Origin of the sequence: Arachnia propionica (genome assembly GCF_900637725.1) — a bacterium.
GTDB lineage: Bacteria > Actinomycetota > Actinomycetes > Propionibacteriales > Propionibacteriaceae > Arachnia > Arachnia propionica.
This window is the reverse complement of the sequence record NZ_LR134406.1, coordinates 854,297-872,784: the sequence shown is the minus strand read 5'-3', so window position 1 is coordinate 872,784 and position 18,488 is coordinate 854,297. Positions and strand designations below refer to the sequence as shown.

The window sequence follows — 18,488 nt, the reverse complement described above, 5'->3', positions numbered from 1 at the left end:
GTTCAGTACGTGAGGGCCACGTCCACACCCCTCCTGAGACCGACGAGGGTCAGGGGGTTGGTGTCGGAGTGGAGGGTGCAGTTGGGTGCCACTATCAGGCGGTCGCCCGCGGCGCGGCGTGCCTGGAGGACGTGTGCGGCCGCCTCGCTGGGGGTCCAGTAGAGGCTGGTGAGCTCGTCGATCCCGACCATCGGCACCCAGCCGTAGCGGCTCGTGGCCTCGGGAATGGTCGGGGCCGATGACGTGTCGGACCAGCTCAGTACCTCGACAGGGTAGTCGGCGATCAGCTCCGGGTCGGCGTCCTCGCCGTGCAGGTGCGCGATTCGCACCAGCGACGGAGCGGCGGCCAGCACCTGGATGTCGTAGGGGGCAACCCAGTCGCGGAACTGTTCGGGGGTCAGTCCGAAGCTGGTGGCGTCCCTGCTGGCCCCGTTGACGGCGACGAACAATGCATCGACGCCGAACCCGTCCAGCCCGGCCGCGTAGCGCGCCAGGGCGTCGGCGACCCGGGAGATGGTGCGGTGCGCGAGAGCCGGATCCACCTTGAAGTACTCGATGACGCTGCCGCCGAGGGCCCTGACGAGGGCCTGGGTGGGTGAGAACACCGTCTCGATGACGGCGGCCTCGGGGGCGGCGGCGCGGATCAGTTCCAGCACCTCGTGTTGCCTGGCGTGGCTGTCGAGCAGCACCCCGGGATCGGCCAGGACGTCATCGAGCTGCGCGGGGTCGGTGATCTCCTCGAGCCCCTCGGGCAGGTCGATGCGGTAGTCGTGCATGACCTTGATGAAGTCCCAGTCGTAGTCGCGGTAGAACCTCAGGTGGGCCTCGGCCACCTGCTGCGGACTCCATCTCGCCGATCCGTAGTGCACCCAGGCCCCGACCGGGGGACGGTCGGTGGTTCCGCCCCGGGCGGCGGTTAGGAATCGGTCACGTTTGGTCGTCATCGTCGTCTCCGTTTCGTGTGGTGCGCCCCAGGTAGGCCTCCTGGACGCGTGGGTTGTCCAACAGTTCTCCGGCCGGTCCTTCGAGCACGAGGTTCCCTGTGGCCAGCACGTAGCCGTGGTGGGCGATGCTGAGGGCCAGTTCCGCCTGCTGTTCGACCATGAGCACGGCCAGCCCCAGGTCGGTGTTCAACGCGGCGATGGTTTCGAGTACCTCGTCCACGAGACGAGGCGACAGGCCCATGGTCGGTTCGTCCATGCAGATCAGCCGGGGACGGCTCATGAGGGCCCGGGCGAAGGCGAGCATCTGCTGTTCCCCACCCGACATGGTCCCGGCCGCTTGGCGCCGCCGCTGCCCCAGACGGGGGAAACGGTCGTACTGGGCCGCCAGGTCGTCGCGGATGCCGGTTTTGTCGCGCCGCGTGTAGGCGCCCAGCAGGAGGTTCTCCTCCACGCTCATGGGCGCGAAGATGCGGCGCGCCTCCGGTACCGAGGCGATGCCCGAGGCCACCCTGCGTGAGGTCGGCCAGGTGGTGATGTCCTTGCCGTCCAGCAGCACCCTGCCCGTATCGGGGCGCACGAGCCCCAGGATGGTTTTCATGGTGGTGGACTTGCCCGATGCGTTGCCGCCGAGCAGCGAGACGATCCGCCCCTTGGGGACCGCCAGGTTCACGCCGTTCAGTGCCCTGGCCTGCCCGTAACTGACCTCCACTGCCTGCAATTCCAGAAGCGTCTCAGTCATCGTCCTCTCCTCCCCGGTCCTTCCGGGCCCGTTCCTCGCGGGCGCGGCGGCGGTCGTCCTCCGGCCTGCCGAGGTAGGCCTCGATGACGGCCGGATCGTTCCTGACCTGTTCGGGTGGCCCCGAGGCGATCACGTGGCCGTCGTCCATCACCAGCACGTGGTCGGACAGCGTCATGACCAGGTCGAGTTTGTGTTCCACCAGCAGGATCGACTGCCCCGCAGCCTTCAGGCGGAGGAGCTGTTCCAGCATCTCGGCGGTCTCCGACTGGTTCATTCCCGCGGTCGGCTCATCGAGGACCAATAGAGTCGGCCGTCCCGCAAGGGAGCGGGCGATCTCGGTGCGCCGCCGGTTCGCGTAGCTGAGCGTGTATGCGAGGTCCTCGGTTCGGTTGCCGAGACGTTCCGGGAACCTGTCGATCTCGGCCGCCACGCGCCGCTCGATTTCCTTTCGTTCCTTCCCGGTTCCGGGCAGGGGCAGCAGCGCCGCCAGCACCTCTCCCAGCAGCGGCAACCAGCCCAGGAACCACCGCAGGACGGGGATCTCCGCCAGGCGTTTCAGGGGCCGGTGGGCCCTCAATTCGCGGTGCAGTCCAACGGAGATGTTCTCCGCGACGGTCAGGTTCCCGAAGACGCGGCCGTTCTGGAAGGTCCGCAGCACCCCGGCCGTCGCTACCTGCTCGGGATGGCGGGCCGTCACCACGTGGCCGCGGATCGCTATTTTCCCGGAGTTTGGCCGCAGCACCCCCGTCACCAGGTTGAGGGTGGTGGTCTTGCCGGAGCCGTTGGGGCCGATGATCGCCACCGTCTGTCCCGGGGCCACCTCCAGGTCGACGCCGGCGACGGCGTGCACCCCCTCGAAGTGGCGGTGCAGACCAGTTGCCTTCAGCACGGGTGTGGTTGGTGTGGTCATCATGCGCTCCTCGTCCACAGGCCCTGGGGCAGGAAACGGATGATCGCGATCACGACGATCCCGTACAGCAGGATGCGCACGTCGGGAGCCAGGCGCAGCGCTTCGGGCAACCCGACCAGGGCCAGGGAACCGAGCACCGCCCCGAAGGGGGAGTTGATCCCGCCCAGCACGACGATCGTCAACACCAGCACGGACATCTGGACGGTGAACACCGTCGGATCGAGGTAATTGTACTGGTGCGCCAGCAGCGCCCCCGCCATCCCGGCGAAGAAGGCAGCCAGCGCGTAGGCGAGCGCCTTGTAGCCGCGGGTGCGCAACCCCAGGGAACGCGACGCGATCTCGTCGGAGCCGACGGCCGCCAGGACGTTGCCCAGGTGCGAGGAGCGGATCCTGAACACCACGAACAACGTGACCGCCAACACCACCAGGTCGAGCTGGTAGTGGTCCTCGGCAACCAGCAGCCGCAACCCGAGGATCTCCGGGGCGGGGATGCCGGAGAGCCCGTAGGCACCCTTGGTGACCGCGTCCCAGCCGCGGATCACCGACAGCACGATGTAGCCGAGGGCCAGGGTCGCCATGGACACGTAGTGACCGCCGAGTCTCCAGATCGGCAGGGTCACCAGGGTGGCCAGCACCGCCGCGATCACCCCGGCCAGCAACAGGGCCACCAGGAAGGGCAGGTTCAGGCGCATCACCAGCAGCGCCGAGGCGTAGGCGCCGATGGCCACGGGCGCGGCCTGTCCCAGGGAGACCTGCCCGGTCGACCCGGCCAGCAACGTCATGGGGACCGCGATGATGGCGTAGATCGCCACCTGGGTGCCGACGGAGCTGAGCACCGGACCGCCCAGCAGCGGCACCGCCAGGCCCGCGACCAGGGCGAGCAGCACCCAGTGCCACCACGCCAGCCTGGGTGGGCGGCCGGCCCCGAGGAAGGTGCCGGTCATGGGTTCGGATGAGACGGTGTGCCGGGAACCGAACAGCCCGTGGGGTCGCAGCAGCAGCACCAGCAGGAAGGCGCCGAAGATGAACAGGTCCCGGAAACTGCCGCCGAACTGGTAAATACCGAGCGCCTCCAGCAGGCCGATCACGAAACCACCGGCCACGGCGCCGACGATGGATCCCAGGCCGCCGACCGCGGCGGCGATGAAACCGACGGTTCCGGTGAAGGAGGCCGAATAGGGCGAGATGACGCCGGCGTACATGCCGAAGAAGATTCCCCCCACCCCGCCGAGGCAGGAGGCCAGCAGGAAGGACAGGTTCTGGACCCTCGTCACGGGAATCCCCATCTGACGGGCGGCGTCCGGGTCAGCCGCGGTGGCTCGCACGGCCAGGCCGTCGCGCCCGAACCGCAGCCACGCCCACAGGGCGAGCATCGCAGCGATGGTGAAACCTAGGGCGACGGCGTCGGAGGTGCCGAGCCTGACCCCGCCGACGGGCAGGTCGTCGGTCGGCAGCGGGGCCGGGTATTCGCGGGTGTCGGCCCTGAACAGGATCTGGCTCAGGTTGTCGAGCACCATGGAGGCCGCGAAGGTGGCGAGCAGCGCGGCGATCGGGGGTGCCTTGATCAGCGGGCGCACCGTCGTGAGGTTGATGATCCAGCCGATCAGGGCGCTGGATGCGGCCACGGCCAGCAGCGCCAGCCACCACGGCCACCCGCACACGCCGATGAACCACCAGCCGAGCATCGCACCGAAACCGACGATTGAGCCCTGGGCGAAGTTGACCACGCCCGTGACGCCGAAGATCAGGGAGATGCCGACGGCGACCAGCGCGTAGACGTTGCCGTGGACGAGCCCCGAGACGATCGTGTCGATCATGAGGCCTCCGCCGGCACGTAGGCGCCGTTCTTGACGGTGACGGGCAGGAGTGTGACGTCACCGGGGCGGCGGTCCGCGGAGAACTCGAACTCCCCGAACTGCACGGTTTTCCACCTGCCGCCGTCGGAGAGGGCCTTGAAAACGCCCTCACGGGTGGCGCCGCCGCGGCGGACCGCCTCGGCCAGCACGTTGAGGGCGTCGTAGGCGTAGGCGGAGAAGGTGCTGGGGTCGTGCCCGAACCTGTCCTTGAACCGTTTGTTGAAGTCGACCACCGCCGGTGAGTCGTTGCCGATCAGGAAGTTCTCGATGATGATCGTTCCCTCGGCCGCGGATCCTGCGGCCTCCAGGAACTGCGGGGTGTTCTGGCCGCCGAAGAACTGGCCCGTGAACCCGATCTCCCGCAGCTGCCGCACGATGCGCGCGCCGTCGGGTCCGTAGCCGAGGTGGACGACGGCCTGCGGTCCGGCGTCGCGGGCCTTGATCAGGACGGGCCGGTAGTCCTCGGAGTCGGGTTGGATGGGTGACTCGTATGCGATCTCCAGCCCGGCCTCCGCCGCGGCCGCCTTGAAGATGTCGAAGGAGTTCTTGCCCCAATCGCTCTCGAGGTAGACCACGGAGATCCTCTGGTAGCTGCCCGCGATCCACTGGGCGGCGCGGGTCTGGTAGAACTCCTGGGTCAGGGATGTGGACCACATGTGGTCGCCGCCCTTGGTGAAGTCGGGGTTGGAGTTGGTGAAACCGAACTGCACGAGCCCCGCCTGCTGGTAGGTGGCCGAAGCGGCCATCGAGGCTCCGGAGGAGAAGTCCCCCAGCTCCGCGATGACGGCGGCGTCTGCGACGAACTTCTGCGCGATCGGCACCGATTGTTTCGGATCGGACTGGGAGTCCTCCCATTTCAGTTCCACCTTGCGGCCGTCCACTCCCCCGGCGGCGTTGAGTTCCTCTAGGGCCAGGTCGAAGCCCTCCTGCCAGTACTGGCCGTACTCGGCACTGGCCCCGGTTCTCGGCCCCGAAACCCCGAGGACGATGGATCCACCCTGATCGGCGGAGCCGCTCCCGGTGGCGCCGGCCCGGGAAAGAGCGCTGCAAGCACTCAACGCGGCAAATGCGGGAATGGCCCCGACAAAGGCACGGCGAGAAAGGTATTTGGGCATGGCGATACTCATTTCTGGGCAGAGTTGAACACCGCCGGAAAGGGGCGGTGAATTGGAAAGCGAAAACCGAACGGCGAACCGTTTCAGGAGGATTGATTCAGCCACCCCGGACATCGGGGAGGGGCGACGAGCCGACCGCGTTCAGGCGGCCTCCGGGCTCAAGAAGCCAGGCCGAGAAGGATCAACAGGGACAACAGCACGTGCGGGCAGGGCGAGACGTGACCCGGCTGGTCAGGATCGCTGCGTGCTGCATGGCTGCTCCCATGGTCGATGGATTGTCTCCAACCTATGTCCTTGATGACCCGGTGTCAATTTTCACCCGCTCCCACCCAACACTCCATACTCACGATTCCGGAGTGCCACACGTTTTCGCAAGAAGCGACGAAATCGGATTTAATCGAACATAGAAGCTATAACCCTGTGGAACATGAGTCTACGTCACACTGACGGCGAAGGTTCAATAAAGACTCCAGACAGCAGGTCGCAGCAGAGAGCCATCGAGCGGTCCCGCATGATCAGCAAGACTACAAGGCCTGATACAAGCGGCGAGAGCAACGAGTAAGCGTTCAGGAGGTCGAAAGATCCATCGCGCCAAAGGAAAATCATCAAAATTCGTGACATCACGGGACGACCCTTGGTACAATCGCATCAAATTTCAGCAGACACTCAGGCATCACACTCTAAACAAGACCCATCACGATGAAAATGAAGCGAAACGGTATCTTAAAAACTAGAAGCCTCAACTAAGTTAGGCTCCAGCTTTTGCTACTCACAAATCAATAACAGTTCGATTCGAAAGCGACACACTTATGGTTTCAAATGCAAAAAAACTCTTGCACGTAATTCTTGTTTTTATCACGGGAAGCGGAATAATCATTTCAGCAGGGATGATCTTAGCATTACACTTTAGTTTTCCCGAAGAGGTTGTCAAGACAGAGCCTGAAAGCCAAGCAGTGAACGAGCAGCTCCCGCCCGGCGAGTGGAACGATATTACCCTGCGTTCGTACCCTATCCACTCAAATAATTCGGAACTTACAAAAATTTCTTTAGGCAGAGTGGACGAAGAAACATGGAAGCAGATCACTGATGAGAGTGCATTGAAGTTGGGAGTGCCTCCTGAAATGTTCGATGCTCCTATAAGATCAGATGAATCATACTGGGGCAAATCATATCCATTCTCATTTCCTTATCTAAACGACTACATTCCGAAGAGTTGGGATTCAGAATTTATTAAACACCATACAGTCGAAATACTTGATCTCACCTCGTTGCTTCTCTTACGTCCCAGCGCCACAAGGGAAGGATATGAAGGTTCTGGAAAAGGATACGGCTTCCTACAATCCGGCTACCATTATTCCGCTTACGTTCTCCTCTCTCATGCGGTCAAGCAATACCCATCATGCAATTTGCAACTTCAGTTAACCTGGCTCGCACTACAAACCGGCTACAACTCAATTTCGGCTACCGAAACGGCGATCAAAGACGCTATTGATCTTTGTCCCGGAGTCCCAGATCCCCTATGGATGGGAGGACAAGCGCATGGTCGTTATGCATTATTCGAGCATCAAGAGGAGATGGAGGATTCTTCAAAAAATCATATGGAGCATTCATTAAATTGGTTTAGAAGATTGTCGGCAGAGTATCCTAAAATACCTCTAGGGCATCTCGGCGAAGCAGAACTTTTACTTGAGCGTTCACGGACATCCTCGAGAAGATTTGAGGCTAGAAACTGGCGAAATAAAGCATTAAAAATACTACAGGAAGCGCGAATGTGGTCAAATGATCCTTTACTTGCGCTTGCACAGGCACGAGGCCTAACGGACTCAGGAGAATATGGGGATGCCATAACACTACTGCAAAGCTTCCCAAATATTATGCAAAGCACTATACCTCTGATTCATTTAAAAGCAATTAATGCCATGCATCTAGGTCGACATGCTGAAGTTCTGAGTATTTTAAACAATGCCGTTGTTCAGCCAATCGCCCACCGAAATTTCACTATCTGGGGCTCTGGCACCCTGAACGTAAGCCATTATGAGTTCACACATTGGGGGGATTACGGAGGAGGCCTAGTTGGTGATCAACCTTACATTCCTAAGGATCGCCGGAAAGCACAAGAAGATGTTGTTACTATCACTGATCTGGGTAGGGCTGCTAGTTTCATTTCTGACATTCCGGTAGGCAAGGCATTTTCTTGGTGTCCGCCGAAGAACCTCTCGCAGGATTGCGCAACTAGCATTTTTGAGACAAGTCCAAATAGTTTCAAAACTGAAAACATGCAGAATATCCTGAGGGCGCTTGGAAAACACAAAGAAGCTGTCCGCCTGATGAGAAATGAGCTAAACACCCAAGCTAGAAACTATTGGTTTTATCAGATGCTGGGCGAAGCTTCCTATCATGCCGGCGATTTTGAAGAGGCCCTCAACTATTTCGAGAGAGCGCTGACTCTGCTTCCAAAAAATGCTGGTTCCCAAGATAATGACGGAATTTCCCATCGCGTCTCCCTAGTGTTGGCTAAGGCGACGTGCCTTAGACACCTCGGGCGCGTAGAAGAAACCATTAATTTATTAAAGAAGACACTTCAATACCAAGAAAACCATCCCAACCTCATCTCTATCGGCACAACTACCGTAGATATATTTTATCTGAGGTCGGAACTGGGGCTGGTTTCCTTAACCCAAGAGAGATATGCGGAGTCAGCATCATATCTAAAAGCTGCTGTGCTTCAAGGTAATGATAGTAATGCTACGGCCTTGAAAGGGGCATGTGGAGAAGCGTGGAGAAATCGATATAAATCTCGACTCGACCCTAGCGGTGACGCGAGAGAGGATTTGATGCGTGGAGCCCAGGAGAACAATCTTGCTTTAGCAATGATCCATCAATATCGTGACAAGATTGAAGCTATGGATAACGCTACTTCAACCGATCTAAAAAATTATTTGGGTAGCGGAAGAGAAGAGTTGGCCAAAGAAATTTCTAAGGCAGCAAAGCTAGCAGTCTGTCACGATAGAGATAATCCTGTCTATCTCAACACTCTCGCTTATGCTCAAGATATCACCGGCGAAGACCGCGATGAGGTTATAAGCCGATATCGCGATGTGCTTAAGCTAGATGCAACCTTGTTCGACGTGGCAAATAATTTAGGGGTACTGCTTGCTAAAAATGGCGACTTCAGCGAAGCGAAAAAAACTTTTCTTCATGCACTGTCCGTTAAGCCTGATTATGCAACTGCTATGCATAACATGGCGGTTCTGCACTCCAAGCAAATAGATGGCTTTATTCCCATGCTGAGGTGGGCAGGGATGGCGGGTAGAGCTGATAGTGATTACCGGACCCAAGAGTTGGTGTTTATCGTTGATGACAATATCTATGATCCGAACCTAGATGTGTCGGGAACGGTTAACGCTTCTTGGAAATATGGCGACAGTGCCTTTCAGATTAAATCGACAACGATATTTATCGCGATCTTTTCGCTGGCAGGGCAACTCTCTTTAATTGTCCTAAGCGATAAAGTGCAAGGTAGGATTTCTAGCCGAGTTTCTAAAGACCGGAAAGATGTTAGAAGTATCGGCATCTCGCTGTCAATAGTTGTTTCTTTTTTGGTTTGCACATGGCCCTTGAGTTTTTGGTCTCATTCTATCGTCCCGGCAGCGGCGATGGGATATTTTTCGGCTTGCTGCATCTACTTCCCGCTAGCAGCACAATCCATTGTTACCCCAAAAATTCTCAGCGGATCCAGTTTTGTAAGTGCAGTCAGCTTCGGACTGCTTTTTGCTCAGCCTGTTTTCGCCCTTGCGCCCTATCCAAAAGTAGAAGCCAGAGGAAGCGCATGCCCTCGATTCTTATTCTGGTGCGCCCCCATCTACCTTTCTATCTTCTCGCTAACATTCATGCTGCTGGCAGTTTTCACGGCAAGTCCGCTGGCACGTTTTCTCGGATTGGCTTGCGTCACGGCACTCGGAGGAATAGTTATTCCGAACATATTCTCGCAATCCTTCAATGCAGATGATATTAAATGTCGTTGGTTAGTCATTTTTGTATCCACTACCGCCTCAGCATTGCAATGGATTAGCTTGCTGTAGAATATAGCTGCACGTCGCAGCAGCTGGCACTTGGGGAGTTATCCATAAGGTGCCGCATCGATCAACGAAACCCCTAATCAGAGCGCGCTTGATGGCGGCTGTGGATAAGCCTTTTTAAGGCTTATCCACAGGAGTGTTTAGATTTTCTCTAAATAACATTTTATCCCGAGTGGGATGCAAGAGCGGCATGCTCGATCTGAGACAATTTAAAGTGCTCTACCACAAAGACTCTCAGATAATAGATAAACCGCTACTGTGGACACTACTACAAGGAGGCTTATTCATGGGGTGTAAGCGAAGATGAGTCCCGTGACGGCTTGTATTGTGGTTTCGAAGGTGTCGTAGGGGCGGCGGTAATCGGTGTGCAGGACACGCCAGGTCTTGAGGTTCGCGATGACACGTTCGATGAGATAGCGGACACGATTGATGGCCGTGTTGTTTCTTTTATCGGTGTCGGCGAGTTCACCATGGGCGGGTTTCCGGGCAGGGGTGATCATTCCCAATCCGATGTAGCCTTTGTCTCCAATATGACTTTGACTGTCGAGGGCTGCGAGGAAGCCGGATTCCTTGATGGCCTTTGCATCATGCACACTACCCGGCAGGGGTGGGGAGATCCAGGCGAGCTGTCCGGCCAGGGTGCAGGCCACTTGCAGGTTCACTCCTGTGGTGTGGTGTTTGCCTGAGTACAGTTCGGGACGGTCGTGCCATGACCAGCAGGGCGCCAGAGTACCGTCGATGATGTATTGGCGGTCCGGGTCGAGGTCCTCCACCTGAGGTATCCACGCTTGGAGGAGTTCGGCGATCAAAGGGGTGTAGACCGCCACCACTCTTGAGATGGTGGATTGGGAGACCATGTGGATGTCGGCCAGTAACTCTTGGGTGAGATTGTGTCTGAGCGTCAACAAAGTGACCTGGATGCAGCGGAACAACCCCAAGGTGCGAGATCCTGCCGCGGGAAGGTTTCCGGAGCAGGCGGTGTGGATCGGTTCGCACAGGTCAAGGATCTGGCCACGGTCAAGGCATGTGGTAGTATTCACGGCGGCGGCTTGTCTTTCATCTGAGAGTCTTTGTGGTAGGACACTTTGATTGTCTCAGATCAGGCAAGCCGCCCTCGCATCCCCCTCAGGACAAAGCGCTAGCTGAGGAAAACCGAAACACCCCTATGAATAAGCCTCAAGCCTTGAGCGTGACCAGAGGGGACAAAGACTAGAGCGGATTAGGAATGACAGCCCCTGTCAAGAAACGAACTCACAGATCAAGATAGAAGAAACAGCATGACCATCAACCACGTCCGTTATCTCATCGAGCGCGTCATTGCGAATCTCAAGACTTAGGGTGTTTGCACACCGATTATCTCCATCCTTACAACACTTTCGAAACCACGATACAAGCCGTCACGGGACTCATCTTCGCCTACATCCTATGAATACTTATCGCGCCAGCCCGACCACCCTGCGGGCGAATGCGCACGCCTCCTCCACTCCGAGTGGTTCGGCGAGGATGGCGGCACGGTAGATGAGCCCACCGATGACGGCGTCCGCCACAACCTCCGGGTCGGTCGAGTCGCGGATCTCCCCCCTGCGCATCGCGTCCTCCAGGAGGGTGATGCCCCGGGAGCGGATGGGGTCGATGATGCGCCGGCGGTAGGCCGCGCGCAGCTGCGCGTCGGCGTGACCGTGGAGGTCGAGGGCGACGGCCAGGAGTGACGTCCCGCCGCCGACGAGGGCCCCGTACCCGGTACGGATCATCCGGTCCAGGTCCGTCCCCAGGTTTCCCGTCGGCTCGATGTCTCGTTGCCCGAGGGCGTGTTCCATGGCCGCGACCACCAGGTGGGTGAGCGTCGGCCAGCGGCGGTAGACCGTGGTCTTGGCCACCCCGGAACGCTCCGCCACGTCGTTGATCCGCAGCCCCTGGTAGCCGCGCTCCCCAAGCAGCGCGACGGTGGCACCCAGCACCGCATCGTTCACCGCGGCATTGCGCGGCCGCCCAGTCTCTCCCGCCATGCCCCGATTCTCCCACCCAGACTTTCGCTACCAGTGGTAGCGTAATTTGTGGAAGGAGGACATCATGAAACGAAACAACCGGATCCGCCGGGTCTGCGTCGGGTTGTTCGCGGCCTGGGCCCTGCACGACGCCGAGGAGTACCTCACCATGGCGCCCACCTCCCGGGAGGTTTTCTCCGGTCTCCCGGAGCAGCTGCCGATCCCAGAGGAGTTCCGCGAACGCGGCATCTCCCAGGTCCACGTCAACCTGGCCATGTCCGCCATGGGCGCCGTGGTCGCCGCTTCCGCCGCTTCAGGGGTGCGCAGCGGGGGCAGGTCAACGCTGTTCCGTGGCGGCCTGCTGGCCTTCGGGCTGCACGGTTTCACGCACATCGCCTCGTGCCTCGTCGCCGGGAGGTACACCACCGGGGTGGTCACCTCTCCTTTGGTGGTGATCCCCTACTGGCTGTGGGCGCGGCGCGTCCTCAAGCGGCACGGGATCCGCCCGGAGGATCCGAAGGCCGTGGTCACGGCGCTGGCGGTGTTTCCCGCCCTGGCGGGAATCCACGCCCTCGTCCGGAAGATCCTCGGCGAAGGATCGCTGGGACCCGAGATTTCGGGGACGGCTGTCTGATGTGGGCCGTCCAGTACCACCGCTACGGCGATCCCTCGGTCCTGGAAACCGAGGAAGTGGCCGTACGGAAACCGAAACCCGGCGAGGTGATGGTCGAGACCGTCTCCAGCGGGGTGAGCGCCATCGACCTGATGTACCGCTCGGGGAAACTGCGAATGCACGGCGTCGGTTTCCCGAAACAAACCGGCTTCGACGTCCTCGGAATCGTCCGGGAATCCCGGGTTCCGGGGCTCAAGGCCGACCGCTGGGTCTGGGTTGTGCTGGACGTGGAGCCGCTGCGCAGGCGCGGCACCGCGGTGCAGTACCTGACCGTCGGTTCCGAACGGATCGGCGCCTTCCCGGAGGGGTTCGTCCCGCCCACGGAGGCCGGCTCGCTGCCCCTGGGTTCGCTGACCGCGCTCCGCGGCATCCGCGACGGGGTCCGGGTCCACTACGGTGAGCGCCTGCTGATCGTCGGGGCGGGAGGGGCCGTCGGCCTGGCGGCCGTCCAGCTGGCGGTTGCCCTCGGAGTGGAGACCGACGCCGTGTGTGGGGCCCGCGCGGTCGAGCTGTGCCGCGGTCTCGGCGCGACCCGGGTGTTCGACCACACCACGCCGGAGGCGCTGGAGCCGCGACGCTCGGGAGACTACGACGCGGTCCTCATCGCGGCGGGCAACGGCCGCGACTGGCTGGGCGCCGCCCGGCGGCCGGGCCGCATCGTTCTGACCCGGGGCGACGCCTGGCTCCGCACGCTTCCCGCCGCGCTCCGGGCCCGCCGCAGGATCGGGGCCATCGCGGCCGGGCACAAGTCCGCGGAACTCACCGAGCTGGCGCAGCTGGTGGCCGCCGGAATCCTGCGCCCCGTGGTGGACAGGACCTACGCAGTGACGGATCTGGCACGGGCCCACGAGGAGTTCGGGAAGGGCGGGACCGCGGGCTCGCGCCTGATCTGCCACACGACACCGTGACCCGCCCTGGTTGGGGTCGGGTTCTGACCACCAGGTACCAGAAGTGATTCCAACCCGGCCCGGCTCAACCAGCTTCACGGGGTGCTGATCACTCCTCCAGGTCCTCGGCCGCCACGAACCAGCGCACCTGGTAGGGCTCCAGGCTGAGGGTGGCGGGGTCCAGATCCCAGGTCACGTCGTCGAGGAGCTCCTTGGCCCTGCTGCCGTATGGGGTGCGCAGCAGCCCCATGGGAATGCTGACCCTGTGCTCGGAGAGGTTGTAGAGCTGGTACATGGGGCCGATCGGATGGTCACGGCGGATCACGAGCACTCTGCGGTCGCCGACGTCGAGGATGTGCGACTCGTAGCCGGCGTGCAGCTGCGGGGTGGCGCGGCGCACGTCGAGCACGTGCCGCAGCCACGCGTTGACGCGGGCCTGGGCGGAGTCGGGGTTCTCGGCCAGCGCGGCCACGGCGTCCCAGTCCATGACGGGGCGGTGCACCCAGCGGTTGTCCTCGGCGTGCGCGGGATCGTCTCCGTAGTGGTAGTCGTTGAGCATCGCCAGTTCATCGCCCATGTAGATCAGCGGCACCCCGCCGAACCCGCAGATCACGGCGTGCAGCATGTTGATGCGGCCCACCGCCAGGTCGATGGCCTCCTGGTCCTTCGACTCGAGGGCCAGTTCAAGCCCGGCCAGGGAAGCCAGGGTGCCGGAGATGCGCCGGTCGCCGGTAACGGGGTTGGCCTGGAACACCAGGCCGCGGGCGAACGACTTCGGGAACTCGCCGGAATAGAAATCGGACAAGAACCGGCGGTGCTCGGCCCCGTTGATACCGACCGCGGCGGCGTCGCGGTCGTCAACGGCCCAGCCGATGTCGTCGTGGCAGCGCACGTAGGTGCCCCAGGTGGCCGTCGGGGGTTTCGCTGGGAACCGTTCGAGGGCGTAGCGCAGCAGCGTCACGTCGCGGCTGGCCAGCGCTGACCACAGCTGGGCCATCAGCGAGTTGTGGTAGGCCAGATCGGAGAGTTTCCCGTAGTGACGTCCCTGGCCGAAGTAGGCGATCAGGTCACGCGGACCGACGATGGCCTCGGCCTTGAACACCGCCGCCGGGGCCGCGATCCGCACCGCGGCCCGCAGCGCCTCCGCGAGTTCGTGGACGGGGGGTTCGTTCTGGCAGTCGGTGCCCATCTGCTTCCAGATGAAGGCGATGGCGTCCAGCCGCAGCACCTCGACGCCGTGGTTCGCCAGGTTGCAGATGATCTCCAGGTATTCGCAGAAGACGTCGGGGTTCGCCCAGTTCACGTCCCACTGGTAGTCGTTGAAGGTGGTCCACACCCATCCGGCGAGCTCCTCGTCCCAGGTGAAGTTCCCGGGCGCGAAGTCCGGGAACACCTCGGGCAGGGTCTGCTCGTACTGGTCCGGGACGGTGCGGTCGGGGTAGATCATGAAATAGTCGCGGTACTTCTGCTCGCCCGCCCGGGCGCGCCGGGCCCATTCGTGTTCCTTGGCGACGTGGTTGAGCACCAGGTCGACCACCAGCGAGATGCCGCGTTCCCGCAGCCCCTTCGCCACCTCCGCGAGATCGTCCATGGTTCCGAGGTCGCTGCGGATGGAGCGGTAGTCGGCCACCGCATAGCCGCCGTCGTTGGCGCCCTCGCGGGGTTGCAGCAGCGGCATCAGGTGCAGGTAGGTGACCCCGAGGTCGTGCAGGTAGTCGAGGTGCCCGAGGATCCCGTTCAGGGTGCCGGCGAACCGGTCCGTGTAGCAGACGTAGCCCGTCATGCCGGGTTGCTGCAGCCAGTCGGGGCGCAGCAGGCGTGCCTCGTCCAGCCTGCGCAGGTCGGCGGGCCGCTCCTCGAGCGTCTTCGTCACGATCCCACGCACCCGCTCCACCAGAGCGTCGGTTTTGTCTCCGTAGACGTTGCGCAGCGCCGTTGTCAGCTCATCTCCGTAGCGGTTCCACCGCAGTTCCAGGACGTCGTCAATGTCACCCATGGCGGTCAGCATAGCCGGACGACTGGGCGATGTTACGTGGCAAAAGTAATTTCTGGCGGAAAAGATCACCCCTCGAGCCACCGCGGTTCGACGCCGGGATTCCTCGGGTGTTCCTCGAACCGGGCCCAGCACTGATCCACGCCCTCGGGCAGCAGGTTCTTCTGGCAGCGGGCCATGGCGTCGCGCAGCTCCAGTTTCGCGCTTTGCAACTCCAGCAGGGCACGACGGTTGGTGAGGTCGTCCAACCAGGCCTCCTCCCGCCGCAGGCAGCGCATCCGCAGCGCGGTGACCCGGCTCAGCCGCTGCTGCTCCGCCGCGTCGATTCCCTGTACGACCGCGGCCGCACGGGACCAGCCGTGGTCGCGGTGGATGCGGATCAGCCCGGGGTGGACGGTCATGGCCTCGTGCACCTCGACATCCGGGGCGATGACGATGGCACCGGCCGACAGCGCGTAGGCGGTCTCGTCCCGTCCGGATTCGTCCATGAGGATCTCGGTGGCGCGCATCACGACCTGGAAGATGTCAGCTTGGGCCATCGACTGTTTTCGAGGTACCCCGTCGGTTTGCGACGAGACCACGTAGGTCCGGCCGGCCTGCAGGTGCCCGATCGCCATCTCCGCGGGCAGGTTCTCCCGGGCTCCTCCGTCCACATAGGTCTCCGCACCGACCGGGACCGGCCGGAACACCCCGGGAATGGCGCAGGACGCGAGCACCCCGCGGGTGAGGTTGTGAGGACCCGCGTCGATCTCCCGGTCCTCGCGGTTGACCAGGGCGCCGTCCTCGCGCATGAAGTGCAGTTCCCCGGTCTCCAGGGCCACCATCGCCATCCGCAGCTGCATGCCGGAGGCGGACACCCGGTCGGGGTCGAAGACGTCCGGGTGCAGCAGTTTCGCCAGCACGGGTCCCGGGCGGTACAGCGACCGCGACTGTTCCATTCCCGCCTTGACCGCCATCAGGTCGCTCCCCAGCTTCGGGAGCCGCCCGAGGGCACCCGCCAGCTGCGCCATCAATCCCAGGGAGAAGTCCGATTGCAGTTCCTCGTCGGGGGTGAGCGCCTCCTCCACAGGGTCCTCCGGGGTTCCGGTCCCCGGCGGTTCGGGACGGCGGCGGCGCAGCGGCAGCCAGGAGGAGCGTGACGGGGCATCCGCTGGTTTGGCGCCCTGGCCCACGAGTTCGAGCCATGCCGGGGCCTCCGCCAGCAGCCGGGACAGCCAGGGTCGGGGGGTGAACATGTCCTCAGGGCCCGTCATGGAACACCAGAGCTCGTCCACGCGCTTCAGGAAACCGATCTGTTCCTGACGGGTGGGGTACTGGGCCAGGCCCGCTGCCAGGATGGCCCCGGCCGATGCGCCGACGAAGATCGTGGGGGCGAACCCGGGATCCTTCGCGTACAGGTAGTCGAGGGCGCCGATCTGGAAGCTTGCCCGCGCCCCGCCTCCCGAGAGCACGCAGGCGGTGGTGCTCGGCTCGGGTTGGGAATCGAAGAACGGAAGTCCGAACCATCCTCTGCGAGCCATGGGTGAAGTTTAGAGGCCCCGCCAACAGGACCCCCTTCCCGCCGGAGACCCGGCCCGGCCCTGAACCTCAACCTAAACCACCTGAACCTGAAGTGACAGTTGAGGTGAATTGCCGGCCCCGATTTCAAGCAGTCCTCAGACTTCTCTCAGAAATCGCACGAAACAACTGTTTAATAATTGATGAAAGTCACAACGCCTAGTCAGCGCCGGGTTCTCGTCCCCATTCCTGAGCGAAAACACACCGATGTGATTTTCGTAAATCCGCAGCCGGAACACGTTCGCACCCCTCGGCAGGTCTCCATTCGGGTTTGTGAGAGGGCCCTTCCGGTACTTACTGTCCGATCGGCCGACACGGCTGGGATCGAGGTCCCGGGGAAGAGTCGTGATCGGCCCAAGACCTTGAGAAATTTCGGAGGAAACGTGAACCGAATGATGCGAACCGTGCGGGGAGGACTGGCCGCCCTGGTGGTTGCCGGGCTCGTTCAGTCGGTCGGCTCACTGGCTCTGGTGACCAGCGCCGACGCTGCCGGAACCACGATGCGGGCCACCACCGCCGTCAACGTGCGTTCGGGACCTGGAACCGGCTATTCCCGGATAGGCCTGCTCTACCCGGGGGACAACGTGCAGGCCCTGAGTTCCGGAAACGGCTGGACGAAGGTGTCCTACAAGGGACGCACCGGTTACGTCGCCTCCGCTTACCTGGCCTCGTCGTCGGGCAGTGGGGGTGGCGGGTCGTCCTCGGGTGCCTCCGGCGATGCCTACACGACCACGGCGCTGAACCTGCGCACCGGACCCAGCCTGAGTTACCGGGTGAGCACGGTCGCTTCGAAGGGCACGAAGGTGAAGCTCACCGGCACCGTGAAGGGTGAGTTCTCGCAGGTGACCTGGAACGGTCAGACGCTCTGGGCGGCGACACGCTATCTGTCGCAGTCCGCGGGTTCCCCCGGCCAGGACCTGCCCACCACCACGAGGAAGCTGCGGGCCACCACCGAGTTGATGATCCGCACCGCCCCGGGAAGCGGCTACCGTTCCCTGGGCGACGTCCCGCGCGGCACGATCCTCGACTGCACGGACGTGGTGACCAGCGGAATGGCCCAGTGCATCTGGCAGGGCAACGTCCGTTGGTTCAACAACAAGTACCTGAGGGCGGTGGACGGCTCCGCCGCTCCGGGCGGAGGTGGCCTGCCCTCCACCACCATCCAGTACGCGACGGCGAACCTCAACATCTGGCGTTCGGCCACCGGATCGGCCTACACCGGTGAGATCCCGAAGGGCAGCGAGGTGGCCGTGACCGGCACCGTCCGGTCGGGGCGCGCCCAGATCGTCCACAACGGCGCCATCCGCTGGGTGACGGCCCGTTACCTGAGTTCGTCGGCCCCCGGAGGCGGCAACGGTGGTGGGGATGGCGGCAGCCTGAACCGGGGCTGGTCGAAGGGCCTCGATCAGGCCAACGAGAACGTCAAACGGATCGTCCGCTACATCTGGAACAACGTCCCGGAGATCAAGACGATGTACGGCGTGCGCCCGGATCCCCTGCCGGATCACCCCTCGGGCCGGGCCGTGGACATCATGATCCCCAACTACAGGTCGAACAAGGAACTGGGCAACCGGCTGGCCGCCTACTTCAAGGCGAACCACTCCCAGTTCCGCGTCCACTACATCATCTGGGACCAGAAGATCTGGAACATCACCCGCGACAGCGAGGGCTGGCGTTCGATGGCGGGGCGCGGCAGCGACACCGCCAACCACAAGGACCACATCCACATCACCGTCTACGACAACTGATC

Annotated in this window: 13 protein-coding genes; 4 read left to right on the top strand and 9 right to left on the bottom strand. The window is 62.2% G+C overall.

Going from position 1 to position 18,488, the window contains the following annotated elements:
• Window positions 1-2: 2 nt before the first annotated feature.
• Genes EL272_RS03875 through EL272_RS03855 form a run of 5 tightly spaced genes read right to left on the bottom strand, consistent with a single transcriptional unit; the run spans window position 3 to window position 5,564 of the window.
• Window positions 3-944, bottom strand: coding sequence for a uroporphyrinogen decarboxylase family protein (locus tag EL272_RS03875; RefSeq protein ID WP_061787829.1), 942 nt, complete (start codon window positions 942-944; stop codon window positions 3-5).
• Complete coding sequence (locus tag EL272_RS03870) at window positions 928-1,683, bottom strand: ABC transporter ATP-binding protein (RefSeq protein WP_061787830.1); 756 nt, start codon at window positions 1,681-1,683, stop codon at window positions 928-930. Before EL272_RS03870 ends, EL272_RS03875 begins: the two co-directional genes overlap by 17 nt.
• Complete coding sequence (locus EL272_RS03865; protein WP_061787831.1) at window positions 1,676-2,593, bottom strand: ABC transporter ATP-binding protein; 918 nt, start codon at window positions 2,591-2,593, stop codon at window positions 1,676-1,678. The genes EL272_RS03870 and EL272_RS03865 overlap by 8 nt, the downstream gene beginning before the upstream one ends.
• Complete coding sequence (locus tag EL272_RS03860; protein ID WP_061787832.1) at window positions 2,593-4,410, bottom strand: ABC transporter permease; 1,818 nt, start codon at window positions 4,408-4,410, stop codon at window positions 2,593-2,595. The genes EL272_RS03865 and EL272_RS03860 overlap by 1 nt, the downstream gene beginning before the upstream one ends.
• On the bottom strand, window positions 4,407-5,564 hold the full coding sequence (locus EL272_RS03855; RefSeq protein WP_061787833.1) for an ABC transporter substrate-binding protein: 1,158 nt from the start codon (window positions 5,562-5,564) through the stop codon (window positions 4,407-4,409). The genes EL272_RS03860 and EL272_RS03855 overlap by 4 nt, the downstream gene beginning before the upstream one ends.
• An 809-nt stretch (window positions 5,565-6,373) precedes the next feature.
• Here EL272_RS03855 and EL272_RS03850 point away from each other — a divergent pair.
• Window positions 6,374-9,646 carry a tetratricopeptide repeat protein gene (locus EL272_RS03850; protein WP_126409338.1) on the top strand — a complete coding sequence of 1,091 codons (3,273 nt, stop codon included), beginning with the start codon at window positions 6,374-6,376 and terminating at the stop codon, window positions 9,644-9,646.
• Window positions 9,647-9,927: 281 nt separating this feature from the next.
• Here EL272_RS03850 and EL272_RS03845 read toward each other — a convergent pair whose 3' ends face one another.
• Both EL272_RS03845 and EL272_RS03840 read right to left on the bottom strand, forming a co-directional pair.
• Window positions 9,928-10,683, bottom strand: a complete 756-nt coding sequence (locus tag EL272_RS03845; protein WP_061787834.1) for a transposase family protein — start codon at window positions 10,681-10,683, stop codon at window positions 9,928-9,930.
• A 393-nt stretch (window positions 10,684-11,076) separates the two neighbouring features.
• Window positions 11,077-11,649 (bottom strand): TetR/AcrR family transcriptional regulator, encoded by a 573-nt coding sequence (locus tag EL272_RS03840; RefSeq protein WP_073970066.1) that lies wholly within the window; start codon window positions 11,647-11,649, stop codon window positions 11,077-11,079.
• 64 nt (window positions 11,650-11,713) lie between these two features.
• Here EL272_RS03840 and EL272_RS03835 point away from each other — a divergent pair, with 64 nt between their 5' ends.
• Window positions 11,714-12,262 carry an HXXEE domain-containing protein gene (locus EL272_RS03835; RefSeq protein ID WP_061787836.1) on the top strand — a complete coding sequence of 183 codons (549 nt, stop codon included), beginning with the start codon at window positions 11,714-11,716 and terminating at the stop codon, window positions 12,260-12,262.
• Complete coding sequence (locus EL272_RS03830) at window positions 12,262-13,209, top strand: NAD(P)-dependent alcohol dehydrogenase (protein WP_061787837.1); 948 nt, start codon at window positions 12,262-12,264, stop codon at window positions 13,207-13,209. Before EL272_RS03835 ends, EL272_RS03830 begins: the two co-directional genes overlap by 1 nt.
• Before the next feature lie 88 nt (window positions 13,210-13,297).
• Here EL272_RS03830 and EL272_RS03825 read toward each other — a convergent pair whose 3' ends face one another.
• Together EL272_RS03825 and EL272_RS03820 are read right to left on the bottom strand one after the other, a co-directional pair.
• Entirely contained in the window at window positions 13,298-15,184 is a 1,887-nt protein-coding gene (locus EL272_RS03825; protein ID WP_244926108.1) for an alpha-amylase family protein, read from the bottom strand.
• 65 nt (window positions 15,185-15,249) lie between these two features.
• Window positions 15,250-16,701: a patatin-like phospholipase family protein gene (locus EL272_RS03820; protein WP_061787839.1), complete on the bottom strand. Its 1,452-nt coding sequence runs from the start codon at window positions 16,699-16,701 to the stop codon at window positions 15,250-15,252.
• Between the two features lie 429 nt (window positions 16,702-17,130).
• Between EL272_RS03820 and EL272_RS03815 the strand changes: the two genes are divergently transcribed.
• Window positions 17,131-18,486 carry an SH3 domain-containing protein gene (locus EL272_RS03815; protein ID WP_061787840.1) on the top strand — a complete coding sequence of 452 codons (1,356 nt, stop codon included), beginning with the start codon at window positions 17,131-17,133 and terminating at the stop codon, window positions 18,484-18,486.
• Window positions 18,487-18,488: the final 2 nt, after the last annotated feature.